This is a genomic window from Streptomyces sp. DF42, from assembly GCF_058267695.1.
Genome location: NZ_CM177859.1, coordinates 5,606,112 through 5,624,277 on the forward strand (window position 1 = coordinate 5,606,112; position 18,166 = coordinate 5,624,277).

The 18,166-nt window shown below is 69.9% G+C and carries 15 protein-coding genes and 1 pseudogene; 6 read left to right on the forward strand and 10 right to left on the reverse strand.

The annotated features are described in order from the left end of the window. The first annotated feature begins 88 nt into the window (after positions 1–88). Positions 89–2,869 carry an ABC transporter substrate-binding protein gene (locus ACYUED_RS25665; protein ID WP_491285453.1) on the forward strand — a complete coding sequence of 927 codons (2,781 nt, stop codon included), beginning with the start codon at positions 89–91 and terminating at the stop codon, positions 2,867–2,869. A gap of 310 nt (positions 2,870–3,179) precedes the next feature. Here ACYUED_RS25665 and ACYUED_RS25670 read toward each other — a convergent pair whose 3' ends face one another. Both ACYUED_RS25670 and argS read right to left on the reverse strand, forming a co-directional pair. After that, positions 3,180–3,962 carry a DUF4253 domain-containing protein gene (locus ACYUED_RS25670; protein ID WP_491285455.1) on the reverse strand — a complete coding sequence of 261 codons (783 nt, stop codon included), beginning with the start codon at positions 3,960–3,962 and terminating at the stop codon, positions 3,180–3,182. Positions 3,963–4,170: 208 nt separating this feature from the next. Further along, complete coding sequence (gene argS / locus ACYUED_RS25675) at positions 4,171–5,937, reverse strand: arginine--tRNA ligase (protein ID WP_491285457.1); 1,767 nt, start codon at positions 5,935–5,937, stop codon at positions 4,171–4,173. A 217-nt stretch (positions 5,938–6,154) separates the two neighbouring features. On the opposite strand from argS, the gene lysS reads away from it, so the two are divergent. Next, positions 6,155–7,921 carry a lysine--tRNA ligase gene (gene lysS, locus ACYUED_RS25680; protein WP_491285458.1) on the forward strand — a complete coding sequence of 589 codons (1,767 nt, stop codon included), beginning with the start codon at positions 6,155–6,157 and terminating at the stop codon, positions 7,919–7,921. Positions 7,922–8,000: 79 nt separating this feature from the next. On the opposite strand, the gene ACYUED_RS25685 is transcribed toward lysS, so the two are convergent. The 3 genes from ACYUED_RS25685 to ACYUED_RS25695 all read right to left on the reverse strand — a co-directional run bounded on the left by ACYUED_RS25685 (position 8,001) and on the right by ACYUED_RS25695 (position 11,442). Further along, positions 8,001–9,356 carry a DUF2637 domain-containing protein gene (locus ACYUED_RS25685; protein ID WP_491294433.1) on the reverse strand — a complete coding sequence of 452 codons (1,356 nt, stop codon included), beginning with the start codon at positions 9,354–9,356 and terminating at the stop codon, positions 8,001–8,003. Between the two features lie 183 nt (positions 9,357–9,539). Beyond that, on the reverse strand, positions 9,540–10,454 hold the full coding sequence (locus ACYUED_RS25690) for a DUF3558 family protein (RefSeq protein ID WP_491285459.1): 915 nt from the start codon (positions 10,452–10,454) through the stop codon (positions 9,540–9,542). Between the two features lie 133 nt (positions 10,455–10,587). Then, positions 10,588–11,442 carry a DUF3558 domain-containing protein gene (locus tag ACYUED_RS25695; RefSeq protein ID WP_491285461.1) on the reverse strand — a complete coding sequence of 285 codons (855 nt, stop codon included), beginning with the start codon at positions 11,440–11,442 and terminating at the stop codon, positions 10,588–10,590. A 205-nt stretch (positions 11,443–11,647) separates the two neighbouring features. Between ACYUED_RS25695 and ACYUED_RS25700 the strand changes: the two genes are divergently transcribed. Next, positions 11,648–12,841 (forward strand): RtcB family protein, encoded by a 1,194-nt coding sequence (locus ACYUED_RS25700; RefSeq protein ID WP_491285463.1) that lies wholly within the window; start codon positions 11,648–11,650, stop codon positions 12,839–12,841. 57 nt (positions 12,842–12,898) lie between these two features. Here the strand turns inward: ACYUED_RS25700 and ACYUED_RS25705 are convergent, their stop codons facing one another. The 4 genes from ACYUED_RS25705 to ACYUED_RS25720 form a co-directional block, all read right to left on the reverse strand. Beyond that, positions 12,899–14,164 carry a tyrosine-protein phosphatase gene (locus tag ACYUED_RS25705; protein WP_491285465.1) on the reverse strand — a complete coding sequence of 422 codons (1,266 nt, stop codon included), beginning with the start codon at positions 14,162–14,164 and terminating at the stop codon, positions 12,899–12,901. A 28-nt stretch (positions 14,165–14,192) separates the two neighbouring features. Further along, entirely contained in the window at positions 14,193–14,339 is a 147-nt protein-coding gene (locus ACYUED_RS25710) for a hypothetical protein (protein ID WP_491285467.1), read from the reverse strand. Beyond that, complete coding sequence (locus tag ACYUED_RS25715) at positions 14,339–15,115, reverse strand: SDR family NAD(P)-dependent oxidoreductase (protein WP_491285468.1); 777 nt, start codon at positions 15,113–15,115, stop codon at positions 14,339–14,341. The genes ACYUED_RS25710 and ACYUED_RS25715 overlap by 1 nt, the downstream gene beginning before the upstream one ends. 70 nt (positions 15,116–15,185) lie before the next feature. After that, positions 15,186–15,524 carry a YnfA family protein gene (locus tag ACYUED_RS25720; RefSeq protein ID WP_491285470.1) on the reverse strand — a complete coding sequence of 113 codons (339 nt, stop codon included), beginning with the start codon at positions 15,522–15,524 and terminating at the stop codon, positions 15,186–15,188. Positions 15,525–15,654: 130 nt separating this feature from the next. On the opposite strand from ACYUED_RS25720, the gene ACYUED_RS25725 reads away from it, so the two are divergent. Together ACYUED_RS25725 and ACYUED_RS25730 are read left to right on the forward strand one after the other, a co-directional pair. Beyond that, the gene (locus ACYUED_RS25725) at positions 15,655–16,158 is read left to right on the forward strand and encodes a hypothetical protein (RefSeq protein WP_491285471.1); all 504 of its coding nucleotides are present in this window, start codon (positions 15,655–15,657) and stop codon (positions 16,156–16,158) included. Between the two features lie 48 nt (positions 16,159–16,206). After that, positions 16,207–16,680 (forward strand): MarR family winged helix-turn-helix transcriptional regulator, encoded by a 474-nt coding sequence (locus ACYUED_RS25730; RefSeq protein ID WP_491285473.1) that lies wholly within the window; start codon positions 16,207–16,209, stop codon positions 16,678–16,680. 68 nt (positions 16,681–16,748) lie between these two features. Here the strand turns inward: ACYUED_RS25730 and ACYUED_RS25735 are convergent. Beyond that, positions 16,749–17,144: pseudogene (locus ACYUED_RS25735) on the reverse strand (winged helix-turn-helix transcriptional regulator); the annotation flags it as partial. A 124-nt stretch (positions 17,145–17,268) separates the two neighbouring features. Between ACYUED_RS25735 and ACYUED_RS25740 the strand changes: the two are divergent. Next, positions 17,269–18,159, forward strand: a complete 891-nt coding sequence (locus ACYUED_RS25740; RefSeq protein ID WP_491285474.1) for an NADP-dependent oxidoreductase — start codon at positions 17,269–17,271, stop codon at positions 18,157–18,159. Positions 18,160–18,166: the final 7 nt, after the last annotated feature.

The following is an 18,166-nucleotide window of genomic DNA, read 5'->3' on the forward strand; positions in this document are numbered from 1 at the left end:
TCATTTTCGGCCGGAATGCGGAGACGGGTGTGAAGGACTGGTGGCAGTGGGTCGAACGCTGTTCGGCCGTCATTAGGGTCCCGGGGCCATGGCACCCGTCTTCGAGCACGCCGACAGACTCTTCGCGCTGCTGCACAGGCTTGTCCGCCGCCCGAAGCGTGGAGAGTTCCCCGAGGCGACCGAAGGCCGGGACGGCCTGCCCGTCGTCCTGCTGGTGGGCCGGGAGCAGAGTGAGCTCGCCGACCTGGCCAGGACGGTCGAGGGCTCCTTCAACGACGCCGAACCGCGGCGCATCCCGCACAAGTCCATCGACATGGCCGAGATGCGCGCCAAGGTGGACGAGGAACGCGCCGACCTGGCGGACGACTGGCGGCGGGCCGAACTGTACCGGCGCGTTCTGGTCGAGCTGGCCAAGGAGTTCGCCTCCCCGAGCAACAGCCGCGACGCGCGGGTGCTGTTCCGCCGCTTCGGTCTCGTCAACTGGCTGCTGGAGACCAACGACACCCCCGATCCGCTGACCGGGCAGCCCGACCGCGAGCTGCTGCGCCGGCTGCAGACCCGGGAACTCCAGCGCCGGGGCTTCTTCCGCGTGCTGCGGCACCCCACCACCGAGGTGGCCCTCGAGGGCAAGGTGCCGTGGTGGGCCTGGCTGTTCGGGCTGCATGTGCTGCCGGTGCTGTGGTTCCGGGCCTGGCGGGCCGTGGGCGCCGAGTACCGGTGGCTGCTGCGCCAGCCCTACATGGCGCCCCGCGACCCCGGCACCCTCGCCGGGTTCGCCCTGCGGCTGACCCAGCCGCGCTTCGAGCACGAGAACCCGGACCAGGTCGGCAAGCTGCTCGTCAACGCCTTCCTGGAGGACCTGCGGGTGGCCTACCGGCGCCGTGTGTGGCGGCGCCGCGCGTGGCGCCGTACGACGTACTGCGTGGCGTTCCTGAAGGGGGTCACGGACGACAACTTCGGCCAGGAGCTGATCCGTTGCCTCATCGACGTACGCATCAAGACCGGTGACTTCGACCCGCTGCTCGTCATCGCCACCTACCGGGCCCACGACCGGTCGGGGCCGCGGCCGGGCCTGCTGGTGGACGACCTGGTCCTGAACTGGGGCGCCAGGTTCGTCGCCGCCAGACGGGGGCGCAGCGCCGAGGACTGGTATCTGCCGGTGGAGGTCCCGGACGTACTGGACCCCGCACACCCCGACCACAGACGGCACGACGACAATCTGCGGCCGGCCCTGCGGTTCAAGGTCGATCCGGCCCCGGGCTGGGCGCGCCGCCGGGTGACCGCGCTGACCGTGGTCGTGGCTCTCACGCTGGTGGCCGGCGCGGTCGGCTGGCGGCTGAACCCGATACCCGAGCAGCGGTGGGAGCGGGCGCACTGCGGGCTGTCCCGCTCCGATCCCGACGCCGCGACCGTCGAGTGGAAGGCGGACACCCACGAGTGCGTCGGTGTGGCACCGCACGGCTACGCCTTCGGCTCCGGCGACGCGAGCCTGAAGAAGACGCTCGACGTCATCGACCGGCAGAACGAGCGGGCGGAGGAGATGCACCGCGACGCCCCCGGCCGGCCGGTCGTCACCCTCGTCCATCTCTCGGCGCTGCTCAGCAGTCCCGGACAGGGCAAGGCGGCCAGCCTCCTCTCCTACGCGAGGGAGGCACTCCAGGGGGTGGCGAGCGCGCAGCGGCGGCAGTTGGACCGGCGCGGTCCGAACGATCCGGTGCTGCGGGTCTTCCTGGCGAGCGCCGGTTCCGGGATGGCGCACGGGCCGGAAGTGGTCCGCCAGATCGAGCGGATGATGCGCGCCGACCCGACCATCGTCGGCGTCACCGGCCTCGACCAGAGCCGTGCCGCGACGATCACCACCATCGGCGAACTGACCCGGATCGGCCTGCCGATGGTGGCCACGACCCTCTCCGCGGACTCCCTCGAGGACCACTCGCCCCTGTACTACCAGGTGTCCCCGCAGAACCGCCGCGAGGCCGCGGTCGCCGCCGCCTACGGCAGACATCTGGCCGACGACAGCGGCGGCGCGCTGCAGCGCCGGGTGCGCATCGTCTACTCCGCCGACCGGACCGACGAGTACAGCAAGAACCTGCGCGACGACGCCGCGAAGTCCTTCGCCGACGCCGGCTTCAAGGTCGACAAGCAGGGCTACAAGCCGTCCACCGCCTCCGCCTCGATCTCCGGCTACCCGGCGGCCAACGAGATCGGTGCCGGGGCCTGCCACTACCCGGGCCTGATCTTCTTCGCCGGCCGCTCCGAGGACTTCGAGACCGTCCTGTCCGCCACCAACGACTCCTGCGGGTCCGAGTCGCCCGCCTTCCTCGCCGGCGACGACATCGCCCGGCTCGCCGCCGACCCCGACCGGCGGGGCGCGTATCCCCGAATCCCGTACGACTTCCTGGACTTCACCCAGGGAGTGAGCTCCTGCGACGAGCCCAGCGATCTCTACAGCATCATGAAGGTGCTCTTCAAGGACGAGTGCGAGCGCGTGGAGAACTCCTCCCTGGACGGACACGCCACGCTCGCCTTCGACGCGGTCAACCTCTACCTCAAGGCCATCGCCACCCTCCCGGGCTCCCCGAACCGGATGCCGATCACCCCGGGCGCCGTCTGGAAGGCCCTCGGCAGCATCCACGGCGACAGCGCCTTCGACGGGGAGAGCGGGGCCATCGACTTCGGCGGGGTGGTGGACCGGCAGGTCCCCCTCGACAAGCTCATCTCCGTACAGCGGGTGCAGGGGCCGAAGGCGCCGAAGCAGATCGGCTTCTGCGGGGTGGCGGGCAGACAGCACCAGAACGGCTGGTGCCCCGGGCCGGAGAAGGCACAGACGGATGTGGCGGGTGCGGGAGTGGTGGCAGGGGCGGGGTGAGTGGAGGAAGAAGTAGGCCGTGGCGCATCTGCGACCCGTAACGCGGGCGATCATGCGGCGTTATCGAGAGCGGTAGAAACTTCACATTCCGCACATGCAGGTCTCAGATGATTGTTGGCGCCCTGCTCAGCGGTGTGCTCGCGCTCCTGAAGGGGCTTCTCGCCGTCCTCTGAAGAACGAGAACGAACGCCGGACGAGCGGCGACGCATGCGGGAGCGTCCCCCACCTGGAACAAGAGGAATGGGCCCGCCCAGGACAAAAGGCGGGGGGCGACTCCGACCGCGTGCCGGTCCGAGGGCCGGGCGGACCGTCAGTCCCACCAGAAGTGCCAGGCCGGCTGGTTGAGGAGCTGGTGCTCGGCGTACGCGGTCAGGGTCGGGTCGCTGCCCTGCCAGATGTTGTCCGGGCAGAACGCGACGTGCTCGGCGGCCAGGGCCTGGGCGTCGGCGAGGGTGGTGGGCGGCGCTGCGACGGACACCAGCAGGTGGTCGAAGCCGAGCGCCACGACCCGTATGCCGAACCGGTCCTCCCAGGAGCGCAACACCGCGGACAGCCGGGCGGTGTCGCCCTCGTGGTTCACGGGGCCCGTCCAGCCGATCGCCGTCGGGATGTCGGCGCTGCGGCGCGCCGGGACGAGCGCGAGGCGGGGTTCCCTGACCGGCCCGCCGCCATCGAGCAGGGAGTCCACGATGTCGGAGGCAACGGATTCGGGGTCCGTGCCGGTGCCGGTGCCGGTGTGGCGAGTGTCGGCCAGGCCCGGCCAGTCCACGTCCTCCTCCGCGCACTCGTCCCAGAAGTCCTCCAGGACCTCCTCGGCGTCGTGATCACCCGGATACGACATCTCCGCGGGCATCAACTGCCACAGCTCCGGCCCACCGTGGCCGGCGCCGACATCGAGGACGACCGGGAGCAGGCCGACGGCCGGTGCGGTCCGCTGGAGCGCGGCCCGGTCGCCGGGCGCCGCCGGGCCGTCCGCCAGCCACAGCAGCGGCTCGTGCCAGGACCCGTCGTCGGTCGCGTCGACCAGCCCGCCGGGCGGGAGGTCGAGGCCGAGGGACGTGAGATTCGGCAGGGGATTGGGAAGAGTCGCCATGTCAGTGACTGTAGGGGGAGCCACTGACATCACCCTGCCCTGCCTGCCCTGCCTGCCTGCCCTGCGCGACGCCGGCCGTCACCGCGGCTCGCCAACGACAACAGCGTCTTCTACCCCTGCTAGCCGACCTCGGGTAGCCGACGACGCCGACGGCCCGCCCTCCCCGAGAGGAGAGGACGGGCCGTCGCGCGTCGTGCCGACAGGCGGCTCAGAGCCGCTCGGGCGTCCGGATGCCCAGCAGGGCCATGCCCCGGTGCAGAGTGCGGGCCGTCAGGTCGCACAGGAACAGCCGGTTCTCCGCCACCTCCTGCGCGGGGGCGGGCTTCACCACCGGGCACTGGTCGTAGAACGTCGTGTACAGGGACGCCAGTTGGTAGAGGTACGCGGCCACCCTGTGCGGCGCGTACTCCGCCGCCGACTCGAAGACCGTCTCGCCGAACGCGTCCAGGTGCAGACCGAGCGCCCGCTCCGCCGGGGCGAGTTCGAGCTCCGGGTGGGCGAGCGGGGTGCGGTCGCCGGCCTTGCCGAAGATGGACCGGATACGGGCGTACGCGTACTGCAGGTACACGCTCGTCTCGCCGTTCAACGACACCATCTGGTCCAGGTCGAACTTGTAGTCCCTGTTCGGCGACGTCGACAGGTCCGCGTACTTCACGGCGCCGATCCCGACGTACCGGCCGTTCTCGACGATCTCCTCCTCGGCGAGGCCCACCTTCTCGGCCTTCTCGCGCACGACCGCGGTGGCCCGCTCGACCGCCTCGTCCAGCAGATCCTCCAGCCGTACGGTCTCGCCCTCACGCGTCTTGAACGGCTTGCCGTCCGCGCCGAGCACCGTGCCGTAGCCCATGTTGTGCGCGGTGACCCCGTCGCGCAGCCAGCCCGCCCGCCGGGCCGTCTCGAAGACCATCCTGAAGTGCAGGGACTGGCGTACGTCCACGACGTACAGCAGCGTCGACGCATGCAGGTCGAAGACACGGTTGCGGATCGCGGTCAGGTCGGAGGCCGCGTAGCCGAAGCCGCCGTCCGCCTTCTGCACGATCAGCGGAACCGGCTGGTCGTCCTTGCCGCGGATCTCGTCGAAGAAGACGACGAGCGCACCCTCGGAGCGCACCGCGACACCCATCTCCTCCAGGAGGCGGGCGGTCTCGGGCATGCCCTCGTTGTACGCGGACTCGCCGACGATCTCCTCGTCGCGGATCTCCATGTCCAGCTTCTCGAAGACCGAGTAGAAGTAGACCTTCGACTCGTCCACGAACTGCTGCCACAGTTCGAGCGTCTCCTTGTCACCGGACTGCAGGGCGACGACCCGCTTCCGTGCCCGCTCCTTGAACTCCTCGTCCGAGTCGAAGACCGCACGCGAGGCCTTGTACACCCGGTTCAGGTTGCTCATCGCCTGCTCGCCGTCGACGTCGGCCGCCGGGGCCAGCTCGCCGGGGTTCTCGAACAGGTACTGGATGAGCATGCCGAACTGGGTGCCCCAGTCGCCGATGTGGTGCCGGCCGATCGTCGTCTCGCCGGTGAAGTCGAGCATGCCGCGCAGGGCGTCACCGATGACCGCCGACCGCAGGTGACCGACGTGCATCTCCTTCGCCACGTTCGGCTGGGCGTAGTCGACGACCGTGATGCCCGCGTTCTCCTTCAGCGGCACACCGAGCCGCTCACCGTCCGCGTACCGCGCGGCGAGGTTCTCGGTGATCGCCTTGTCCGCGATCGTGATGTTCAGGAAGCCGGGCCCGGAGACCTCGACGTCCTCGACCACGTCACCGGTGACGATGCCGCCGACGACCTGCGTCGCCAGCTCCCGAGGGTTCGCCTTCGCCTTCTTGGCCAGCGCGAGGACGCCGTTGGCCTGGAAGTCGGCCCGGTCACTACGTCGCAGCAGCGGGTCGACTCCGTCGGCTTCCGGGAGGGAGGAAGTGAGGGCGTCGGCGAGGCGCTGGTTGACGAGATCCGTGAGTGACGTGACCGAGGTCATGGGGTGGGAGCCGTTCTCCTCGTGGGATTGATAGACGTGGCCAGTATCCCATGGGGGGTGAAGCGGTTTTTTTGACTGCGGGAGGGTGCGGGCTCGTCGCGCCCGCACGGCGGAGCCGCATACCGGGACAGTCCCGCGCCCGTTGGAGGAGGGTGCCCCGCCTAAACTGGGGGCCGTGGCCGTTTGACCGTACTGGCCGCCCCGGAGAAAGAAGGACGTGCCGATCGTGGCTCAGAGCACCGAGACCGCCGACTGGGTCTCCCGTTTCGCCGATGACGTCATCGAAGAGTCGGAGCGTCGGGCCCCGGGCGCAGCGACATCACTCGCTACCGCTCCGGTCGTCGTCGTAGCGTCCGGACTCTCCCCGTCGGGTCCGATCCACCTCGGCAACCTGCGCGAGGTCATGACCCCGCACCTCGTCGCCGACGAGATCCGGCGGCGCGGGCGCCAGGTCCGGCACCTGATCTCCTGGGACGACTACGACCGCTACCGCAAGGTGCCGGCCGGCATCGCGGGCGTCGACGAATCGTGGGCCGAGCACATCGGCAAGCCGCTGACGTCCGTGCCCGCCCCCAAGGGCTCCGCCCACCCGAACTGGGCCGAGCACTTCAAGGCCGCCATGGTCGAGTCGCTCGCCGAGCTGGGCGTCGAGTTCGACGGGATCAGCCAGACCGCGCAGTACACCTCCGGCGTGTACCGCGAGCAGATCCTGCACGCCATCAGGCACCGCGCCGACATCGACGCGATCCTCGACCAGTACCGCACCAAGAAGGCCCCGGCGAAGAAGCAGCAGCAGAAGCCCCTCGACGAGGCCGAGCTGGAGGCCGAGGAGGGCTCCGGCGCGGCGAGCGAGGACGACGGCAGCGGCGGCACCGTCGGCTACTTCCCGTACAAGCCCTACTGCGGCAACTGCGAGAAGGACCTGACGACGGTCACCTCGTACGACGACGACACGACCGAGCTGACGTACGCCTGCACCGCGTGCGGCTTCTCCGAGACCGTCCGGCTCAACGAGTTCAACCGCGGCAAGCTGGTCTGGAAGGTCGACTGGCCGATGCGCTGGGCCTACGAGGGCGTCGTCTTCGAGCCGAGCGGCGTCGACCACTCCTCCCCCGGGTCCTCGTTCCAGGTCGGCGGCCAGATCGTCGGGATCTTCGACGGCAAGCAGCCCATCGGCCCGATGTACGCCTTCGTGGGCATCAGCGGCATGGCGAAGATGTCCTCGTCGAGGGGCGGCGTGCCGACCGCCGCCGACGCCCTGAAGATCATGGAGCCGCAGATCCTGCGCTGGCTCTACGCCCGCCGCCGGCCCAACCAGTCCTTCAAGATCGCCTTCGACCAGGAGATCCAGCGCCTCTACGACGAGTGGGACAAGCTCGACGCGAAGGTCACCGACGGCACCGCGCTGCCCGCGGACCTCGCGGCCCACTCGCGCGCCGTGGGCACGGCCGCCGGTGAACTGCCCAGGACCCCGCGCCCGCTGCCGTACCGGACGCTGGCCTCGGTCGCCGACATCACCGCGGGACACGAGGACCAGGCGCTGCGCATCCTGAGCGAACTCGACCCCTCGGACCCGCTCACCGCCCTCGACGAAGCCCGCCCGCGCTACGACAAGGCCGAGGCCTGGATCAACACGCACGTCCCCGCCGACCAGCGGACCATCGTGCGCGACGAACCCGACGCCGACCTGCTGAAGTCCCTCGACGAGGCCTCCCAGCGGTCACTGAGCCTCCTGCTCGAAGGACTCGCCGAGAACTGGTCGCTCGACGGACTCACCCACCTCGTCTACGGCGTACCCAAGGTGCAGGCCGGCTTCCCCGCCGACGCCACGCCCAAGGAACTGCCGGCCGAGATCAAGACCGCCCAGCGCGCGTTCTTCGCGCTCCTCTACCACCTGCTGGTGGGACGCGACACGGGACCGCGACTGCCCACGCTGCTCCTGGCGGTGGGACAGGAGCGGGTGCGGACCCTGCTCGGAAGGTAGGCGGTAAGAAGAAAGGGGCTCTCGGCTGAGAGCCCCTTTTTCGTGGCCTTTTTCGTGGCCTTCTTCGTGGTTTTCGTGCTCAGGCGATGTGGTCTTCCTGGAGTTCCGCCGTGTGGCGGTTGGTGAAGCGGTTGACCATCCGCTCGGCCTCGCGCTGCGGGAGCGTGGTGCCGTACGTCGCTTCCACGTCGCCCCTGAACTGGCCCGAAGTCGGGTAGCTGCCGTCTATCGACTTCTTGAAGACCAGGTAGTAGTCCTCCTCGGTCAGTTCCGTGCCGCCGCCCGCACCCATCTCACGGGTACGGCCCGGACCGGACGGGATCGGGAAGGTACCCGTGTCCTCCGGAGAAGGCTCAGGGACGGGCTCCGGGGCCGGGGCCGACGGCTCCTCGAACTGCTGCTGCGGGAACGCCTGCCGTTCGAACCCCTGCTGCTCGAACCGCCGCTGTTCCTCGAACTGCTGCCGCGCCTGGAACTGCTCGGCCTGCTGCTGCTCCGCGTACCACTCCAGGTACGCCGTGTCCGGGTCGTACGTCGGGTCGTAGCCGCCCTGGTACGCGACGGACTGGGGGTCCCGTGCCTGGAGCCACGGACTCTGCTGCTCGGCGTAGTCCGGCTGCTCGGGGGGTTCGTCGCCGCCCCCGGGAGCGGGACGCTGTTCCCGGGCAGGGGCCGCGTTCTGTACGACGGGTGCCGTCTCGGGGGTGCGACTGTTCACCGCCGCGTCGGCCGGCGCCAGGGCGGGCTGCGGGGCGGGCGGCAGCAGTACGGCTTCGATGCCCGCCGCCGCGAGGCCCGAGGGGGCCGTCTCCGCGAGCGGGACGCCGTAGCGGGCCAGGCGCAGGGGCATCAGGGACTCCACGGGGGCCTTGCGGCGCCACGCGCGCCCGAAGCGGGAGTGCAGGCGGGCCTGGTAGACGAGGCGGTCCTGCTCCAGCTTGATGACCTGCTCGTAGGAGCGCAGCTCCCACAGTTTCATCCGCCGCCACAGGAGAAACGTCGGCACCGGGGACAGGAGCCAGCGCGTCAGCCGCACGCCCTCCATGTGCTTGTCGGCCGTGATGTCGGCGATACGGCCGATCGCATGCCGGGCCGCCTCGACGGAGACGACGAAGAGGATCGGGATCACCGCGTGCATGCCCACGCCCAGCGGGTCCGGCCAGGCCGCCGCGCCGTTGAAGGCGATCGTCGCCGCCGTCAGCAGCCAGGCCGTCTGCCGCAGCAGCGGGAACGGTATGCGTATCCAGGTGAGCAGGAGATCAAGGGCCAGCAGGACACAGATACCTGCGTCGATACCGATCGGGAAGACGTAGGAGAAGTTCCCGAAGCCCTTCTTCAGGGCCAACTCGCGGACCGCCGCGTACGAACCGGCGAAGCCGATGCCGGCGATGATCACGGCGCCGGAAACGACCACCGCGATGAGAACGCGGTGCATCCGAGTCAGCTGCAGTGGCGCGGCCACCCGTACTCCCCTCCCCTTGCGTGTTGTTGCGCGCAACAGAGTGGCACATGTGTGCGTCCCACGAGGCGGCGGGACGGGTGGAGCCCGGTCCCCTCAGGGGCCCGGGCTCCATCAAAAGGCGGTGCTGAGCTGCGAGTTGCCGTCCAGGTGTGACAGTCAGCTCTTCTTCGACGCTGAGGAGGACGGGGAGGCCGAAGCGGACTTCGAGGGGTTCGAGGCCTTCGAAGGTGACGCGGAGGCCGACTTCGACGCCGACTTGGAAGGCGAGGGCTTCGCCGTGCCCGAACCCGAGCCGCCGCCTGTGCCCGCGCCACCGTCGCCGTTCGCGGCCGACACCGCGGCGACCGCCTCCTTGGCCGCCGACTCCGCGGCCTTCGCCAGCGTGTCCGCGCTCGGGGTCTTCTCACCGGCCAGACCCGCACCGTTGTAGTCGAGCGTGATCACCACGTTCTCGACCCGCGTCACGACCGTCTGCTGCTTGAAGGAACCCTCCTTCTTCTTCAGGTCGTAACGCACCAGCGTCGCCTCGTCGCCCGTCCCGGAGACCGGCTCGGTCTTCGCGTTCTTCGCGCCCTCGACCGACTGGGCGTCCTTGACCTGCTTCTCGTAGTAGGCGTGCGCCAACTTGGCACCCTCACCGCGCTGGGCGTCCGATTCGAATCGCAGCAGCGAGACATTGAGCCAACGGAACTGCGAGCCCTTCACGCCGTTGTTGTCCAGACTGTTCCAGGAACAGCTCGCGCGCGTCGAATCATTTGACTTGCCCTGCTTGCCGGACTTTGCGCCCTCCGGCACCAACGAGGTCAGCGTCTTCTTCGACAACACCCCGCACGAGTCCGGCAACTTCCGGTACGCCGCGGCCTGCACCGTCGGCGCCGTGCTCGCGGTCGCCGCCGCCGTCTCACCGGCGCTCGCGCCCTTGCTGCCCCCGTCACCGGAGCCGGAGTCCGAGGAGCAGCCGGCGGCGAACACCATCACGGGCACTGCGACCGCCCCGGCAAGGAGGCGGCCTGAGCGCCTCACTCGCAGATCTCGCTGGCTGCGCTGGTCTCGCTCTGCTCGTCGCTGCATGGTTCCTTCACTCATGACGCTGTGGTTCCTGCGGTCGGCGGGTTCGGGTCCGAGGGGCCACGGTACGCGGTGAGGAAACTGTGTGCTTCTGCTTCCTGCGCTTTGAAGACGGGCGTACGGGACGGGCGCAGGGTCACTGACCGCCCAGCGTGTCCGACAGCTGCGCGGCCAGATTCCGGGCCCTGTCCTGCATTTCCTTGCTGTCGGGGGCAACGCCGACGGTGGCCGGCTGCTCCTCGTACTGGATGGTCACAATGACGTTGGACGTGCGGAACGCCACAGTCACCGTGCGCTGCTGAGCCGTTGAACCGGAGCCGCTCAGCGCGTCGTCCAGGAACGCCTCGTCACCGAGATCGGTGAGGGTACGGGGCTGGAGATCGGACGGAGCCCCGGAGGAGGAGGCGGAACCCGAGGCAGAGACAGAGGCGGTGGCGGAGGGTGAGGAATCGGGGTCGGCGCTGCTCGTGGAAGGGGCACTGGAGCCGGGGTTGGACGTAGGGCTGGACGTGGGGCTGGACGTGGGGCTCGAACTCGCCGGCTCGGGAAGGTCGGCCGCCGTCAGCCTCTCCGCGAACACCACCTGCGCCTCGTTGTCGTCGCTCACCGCGTTGTCGTAGGAGACGACGCGCTCGAAGTCGACGAGGAGATGGTCCGTCGCATCCGCCGACTCGACCTTCCAACGGCAGCCCACCTTGCGGTCGGTGTCGTACGTCAGCGTCGCATCGCCCTCGTAGGCCTTCTGGCGCTGCTCCGCGTCGGTGATCTGCCGGATGCCGGGCAGCAGTGTGTCGAGAGTGTCCTCGTCGACGGCACTGCACGGCTCGGGGAGCGTGCGGTACTTGCCCGGCTGGGCCGCGGCCGTCGCCGTGCCGGTGTCACCCGGATTGGAGTTGTCCGTCGAACCGCCCTCGTTCGAGCCGCCGGTGCAGCCGGCCAGCAACGCCACGAGCAGCGCGGCGATGCCGGATACAAACACCTTCCGCTGCACGGTCGGGCTCCTCTCGATGGCGGCTCTGTGGCCGTGGCTTCGGTGTCCCCGCTGGTAAATCGCTTGCCGCGCGGGGGCGTCCCCTGAGGACAATGTGTATCGCACGCACTGCCGTGGACGCCGGTCCGCTGTCCCATTTCAGCGACCTTGGCGCCGGTTTTGCGATTCCAGACTTCTGTTGTGTTTCCGGGGGAATGAGGACGATATGTCGTACGTGGAAATGCCGGGCGCCAAGGTTCCGATCCGCATATGGACCGACCCGGCGACGGTCGAGGACGTGGCCCTGCAGCAGCTGCGCAACGTGGCGACCCTGCCGTGGATCAAGGGCCTCGCCGTCATGCCGGACGTGCACTACGGGAAGGGTGCGACGGTCGGGTCCGTCATCGCCATGCAGGGGGCCGTGTGTCCTGCGGCGGTGGGAGTGGATATCGGGTGCGGTATGTCGGCGGTGAAGACGTCGCTGACGGCCAATGACCTCCCCGGTGACCTGTCCCGCCTGCGCTCGAAGATCGAGCAGGCGATACCGGTGGGGCGGGGGATGCACGACAGTCCGGTGGAGCCGGGACGGTTCCACGGGATGGCCACCGGGGGGTGGGACGACTTCTGGGGGCGGTTCGACGGGGTCGCCGAGGCGGTGAAGTTTCGACGGGAGCGGGCGACTACGCAAATGGGAACCCTTGGCCAAGGGAATCATTTCTGGGAGCTTTGCCTCGATTCGGACAATTCGGTCTGGGTCGTGCTCCACTCCGGCTCTCGAAATATCGGTAAGGAGCTGGCTGAGCACCACATTGGAGTTGCCCAGAAGCTGCCGCACAATCAGGGCTTGATTGACCGGGATCTCGCTGTCTTCGTGGCAGACACGCCGCAGATGGCGGCGTACAGGCACGACCTGTTCTGGGCTCAGGAGTATGCGAAATACAACCGCGCCATCATGATGGCGCTCTCCAAGGAGGTGATCCGCCGTGAGTTCAAGAAGGCGAAGGTCACCTTCGAGCCGGAGATCAGCTGCCATCACAACTACGTAAGTGCCGAGCGCTACGAGGGCATGGATCTGCTCGTCACGCGCAAGGGGGCCATCAGCGCCCGCGTCGGGGAGTACGGCATCATTCCGGGCTCGATGGGCACCGGCTCGTACATCGTGAAGGGCCTCGGCAACGAGAAGTCCTTCAACTCGGCCTCGCACGGCGCCGGTCGGCGCATGAGCCGCAACGCTGCCAAGCGGCGCTTCTCGACGAAGGATCTGGAGGAGCAGACGCGGGGCGTGGAGTGCCGCAAGGACTCCGGTGTGGTGGACGAGATCCCGGGTGCGTACAAGCCGATCGAGCAGGTCATCGACCAGCAGCGGGACCTCGTGGAGGTCGTGGCGAAGCTGAAGCAGGTTGTCTGCGTGAAGGGCTGACACGCGTGCCGCCCCCCTCTGAAGGGCCCGAGCCGAGCCGGCTCGGGCCCTTTTCCGTCAACGCAGCCGCTTCTCCAGCAGCGTCACCGCGTACGGGCTCCCCACCCCGCCGTCCTTCGCGCGCTGTTCGTCGACCACCGTGTAGCCCGCCGACTTGTAGTACGCGCGGAGGCGGGGGTTGGTGGACAGGCAGTCGAGGCGGGCGTACGGGCGGCCCTTCGCGGCGATGCGGGACTCCGCTTCCGCCAGCATGTGGCGGCCCGTGGACGGCGGAGCTGTGTGCGGGGTTGTCATCAGGCGGTGGATGTAGCCCGCGTCGGCGGGGCGGGCGCCCCAGGCCGCCGGGTCGTCCCACCACAGTTCCCAGGCGCCGGCCAGGTGATCGCCGGAGTGGGCCAGCCAGACCTCGCCCTCCCGCATACGGGTGCGGAAGTGGGTCTCGTCCTTCGCGCCGGGCCGCCACTGGTCGATGCCCCGGGCCAGTTGCCAGAGGGCGGACGAGTCGTGGAGGCGGGCGAGGACGGGGGCGTCGGACGGGGTGGCCTTGCGGTACGTCGGCGCGGGCGCGGCGGTGGGGCGGGGCTCCAGGAGGGCCCTGCGCAGGGTCGTGGCCAACACCCGTGCGTCCATGGACAGTTCCCGCGACACGTAGTTCTCGGCCGAACCGTGGCGCGCCGTCATGGCGGCGAGGAACGTGCGCATCACCGCACCCGGGGCACGGCCGAAGCCCGGCCATGTCGGCACGCGGCCGTCGTTTCGTCTCGACCAGCTGGCGCGGATGCCCGGGGTCGCCAGTTCCGTGAGGCTGAAGTCCTCGATGACGGTCGTTTCCGGGATGCCCAGCAACCCGAGGATCAGCGCCGCCAATTGGCCCGTGCGGTCCTTGCCCGAAGCGCAGTGGAAGACCAGCGGGGTGCCTGATTCGGCCGACTCCGCGACCAGTTCCAGGGCCCGGCGGATCTCCTTGACGCCGTCCTGGGCCACCTCCATGTAGCGCTCCGCGAGGTACGGGTCCGGATCGATGTCCGGGGTGAGCGCGGCCTGGTCGTACGGGCGGTGCTCGATGCTCAGGTTGTGGTACGTGAAGGACGGGTGGGCGGGGACACGGCCCCTGTCCTCGGCCTCCCAGGGGTGGCGCAGGTCGATGACCGTGCGGACGCCGAGGGACAGGAAGCGGTCCCAGTCCGCCGTGCCCTCGGCCAGCTTGCCCAGGGAGTCCGCGCGGTACAGGCGGCCGGGGCGGATCCGGTGGCCGTCCGGGGTCGAATAGCCGCCCAGGTCACGGAAGTTGTGCAGGCCGTCGAAAGCGAGGTGTCTGTCCACAGGCTGTGACCCTACGGTGCGCGTGCCACTACTTGGCGTGCAGCACCGCGTAGATCATCACGAACGCCACGATGTGGATGCCGAAGAGGAAGTAGGCGAGGTAGTACCAGACGTAGCGTTCGCGCTTCTTCTCCAGGGCCAGGCGCTGCTTGTCGGTCTCGTCCGGGCCCGGCATCACAGTTCCCTGTGGACCTTCGTGTTGGAGGCCTGGGCGCGGGGGCGGAGGACCAGGAGGTCGACGTTGACGTGGCTGGGGCGGGTGACCGCCCAGGTGATCGTGTCCGCCACGTCGTCGGCCGTGAGGGGATCGGCCACGCCCTCGTACACCTTCGTCGCCTTCTCCTCGTCGCCGCCGAAGCGGGTGAGTGCGAACTCGTCCGTCTTCACCATGCCGGGGGCGATCTCGATGACGCGGACCGGCCGGCCGACGATCTCCAGGCGGAGGGTCTCGGCGAGGACGTGTTCGCCGTGCTTGGCGGCGACGTAGCCCGCACCGCCCTCGTACGTGCTGAGTCCCGCGGTGGAGGAGACGACCACGACCGTGCCGTCGCCGCTCTCGACGAGCTTGGGCAGCAGGGCCTGGGTGATGTTCAGGGTGCCGATGACGTTCGTCTCGTACATCGTGCGCCAGTCGGCCGGGTCGCCGGTCGCGACCGGGTCGGCGCCGAGCGCGCCGCCGGCGTTGTTGACCAGCACGCCGATCGTCTTGAACGCCGTAGCGAACTCGTCGACCGCGGCACGGTCCGTGACGTCCAGCTGGTACGCGGCGGCGGAGTGGCCGGCCGTGTTGATCTCCTCGGCCAGCGCTTCGATCCGGTCCTTGCGGCGGGCGGTGAGGACGACGCGGTAGCCGGCCGCGGCGAGCTGCCGGGCCGTGGCTGCGCCGATTCCGCTGCTCGCACCGGTGACGACGGCGATGCGGGAGGCGGCGGACGGTGCGGCGGTGGCCATGAGGTGCTCCTCGTGCGCGGGGGCGTTCGGGGATCGAGGGATCGACCTGGCGTCCAGGGTATAGAGGTCGTCAGCCGCCGTTCCGCGGCGCCCACATGATCACTGCCATGCCCGCGAGGCAGACCAGCGCGCCCGTCACGTCCCAGCGGTCGGGGCGGTAGCCGTCGGCGACCGTGCCCCACAGGATCGAGCCGGCCACGAAGATCCCGCCGTATGCGGCGAGGATGCGGCCGAAGTGGGCGTCGGGCTGGAAGGTGGCGACGAAGCCGTAGGCGCCGAGGGCGAGGATGCCGCCGGTGATCCACAGCCAGCCGCGGTGTTCGCGCACGCCCTGCCAGACGAGCCAGGCGCCGCCGATCTCGAAGAGGGCGGCCACGACGAAGAGGGCGGCGGAGCGGGCGATGAGCATGTCCGCAGCCTCGCATGCCGGCCTCGCATGCCGGCTGCCCGCTGCCCGCGTCACCTGATGGACGGCGCCTGGGGCGGGCTGCGCGGGGGATACATCCGTACGACCCCCGGTGCGGTGAGGAGTGGGTGGTATGCGGAGGACGGTGAGTGGCATGCGGGTGTTCGCGGTCCGGGCCGTGGGTGCGGCTGTGGCGGCGGTCGGTGCGGCGGCCGTACCGACCGCCACGGCTGCTGTCGGTGCCGTGGGCGGTCCTGAGGCGGATCTGGCCTATCACGGTGCCGTATCGCTGGCCGGGGGCCGGGTGGACGTGCGGGTCACGCCGCGCAATCACGGGCCGTCCGGCGTGCCGGACGCGACGGTGCGACTGCGCTGGTCGAAGCCGCTGGTGGACGGGCAGGCACTGCCGGCCGGGTGTGCGCGGTCGGCGGCGGCGGTGGTGCTGTGCCGGGTGGGGGCGCTCGCCGCGGACGACGTGGGCGAAGAGATCAGGCTGGGCGTACGGCTGCGGGATGCGCCGTCCGAGGTGCTGCTGGAGATCGACACGGCATGGGGCGGGGGCGCCGTCGACCGCAATCGGCAGAACGATCAGCAGCGGGTGCTCGTGCTGGACACCGGGGACGAGTACTACTTCTAGAGAGCCTCTCGTACGATCTCTGCACGGCGCAGACGAAGAGGAGCCGACATGGCCGGGAACACGCGCGAGCGGCTGCTCGACGAGTTGTCGAACGTCTCGCGCCGCTACATGGCCTCGTACGCCCTGTTCAACCAGGCCGTCGCCGACCATCTCGGGCTGCATCCGACCGATCTGCAGTGTCTGAACCTGCTGACGCTGGAGGGCGGGCCGGTGACGACCGGCCGGGTCGCCGAGATGACGGGCCTGACGACCGGGTCGGCGACGCGGCTGGTGGACCGGCTGGAGAAGGCGGGTTACGTCGTACGGGAGCGGGACGCGGCCGATCGGCGGCGGGTGCTCGTGGCGACCGTGCCGGAGCGGATCGCCGAGTTCGGGCGGATGTGGGACCGGCTGGGCGGCGGGTGGTCCGCCCTCTTCGACGGGCTCGACGACGCCGAACTGGCCGTGGTCATCGGGCACATGCGGCGGACGGTGCGGTTCAGCGGGGAGCAGGTCGCGCGGCTGCGGGCCGGCGAGGTCTAGGGCCGCCTGGACGCCCCGCCCTGCCGCGCGGCACCGGCTGCGGCGGTGGCGGTTCCGGCAGTCCCGGCGGTCTCGGTGTCGTAGCGCTCCCGGGCCTCGTGCACCTCGTCGAAGTGGGTCTCGGCCCAGGTCTTCACGGCGGTCATCAACTGGGCGAGACTGCCGCCGAGTTCGGTGAGTTCGTAGTCGACGCGGACCGGGACGGACGGAGTGACCGTGCGGGTGAGGATGCCGTCGCGCTCCAGCGAACGCACCGTCTGCGTCAGCATCTTGGGGCTCACGCCGGCGATCTTGCGGCTGAGGTCGCTGTAGCGCATCGGGCCGGCGGCGAGGGCCGCGACGACGAGGCTGACCCATTTGTCGCTGAGGCGGTCGAGGAGCTGGTTGGTGGGGCAGGCGCGGATGAATGCGTCGTACTCGGTGCGGGCCTGTTCGCGCTTCTGGGCCGCTGTCATGGTCGCCATGGCTCTCCTCCCGGTGAGGTAGGCACCTTCAGGTAACTACTTCCTCCTGGATAGTAACTCTTCCTACGGTTGTTGCAGCAGAACAGAAACCCTACGAAGAACCCCGATTCCAGGAGAACTGATCATGCGTGCTGCAGTGGTGAGGACGTTCGGCGGCCCCGAGGCCGTGGAGGTCGTGGACGTGGAGATGCCCGAGCCGGGTGCTCGTCAGGTGCGGATCAAGGTCGCGGCGGCCGCGCTGAATCCGGTGGACGCGGGGGTGCGGGCCGGGTTCTTCGGCGGTGCGGGCAAGCAGATCGGGTTCGGCTGGGACGTCGCCGGGACGGTGGACGCGACGGGCGTCGCCACCGCGTGGAGCGTCGGTGACGAGGTGGTCGCCCTCGACTACGGCATGGTGAAGCCGCTGGGCGCGCATGCCGAGTACGTCGTCGTGGACACGGACGCGGTGGCCAAGGCGCCGGCCACCGTCGACGCCGTGCACGCGGCGACGCTGCCACTGAACGCGCTGACCGCCGTACAGGCCCTGGATCTACTGGAGTTGACGGCCGGACAGTCGCTGCTGGTGACGGGCGCGGCCGGTGCGGTCGGCGCCTTCGCCGTCCAGCTCGCCGCCCACCGCGGGGTGTCGGTGACCGCGCTGGCCAGGGAGGGCGACGAGGAGTTCGTACGGTCCCTGGGGGCGGCGCACTTCACGTCCGGTGCCGTCGGGGCGGGGAGCGTCGATGCCGTGCTGGACACGGCGATCCTCGGTGAGGCGGCGCTGGAGTGGGTGCGGGACGGGGGTGCGTACCTGGGCGTCATCCCGCAGGCGGCCCCGGCGTCGGTGCGCGGGGTGCGGACCGGTGCGGTGGAGGTGAGCGCCGACGGGGCCCGCCTCGCGGAACTCGCGGCGCTGGTCGACGAGGGGCTGCTGTCGCTGAGGGTGGCCGAGACCTACGCCCTGGAGGAGGCGGCCAAGGCGCACGCCCGCCTCGCGGAAGGCGGGGTGCGGGGCCGGGTGGTCCTGGTCCCCTAGTGCCCCG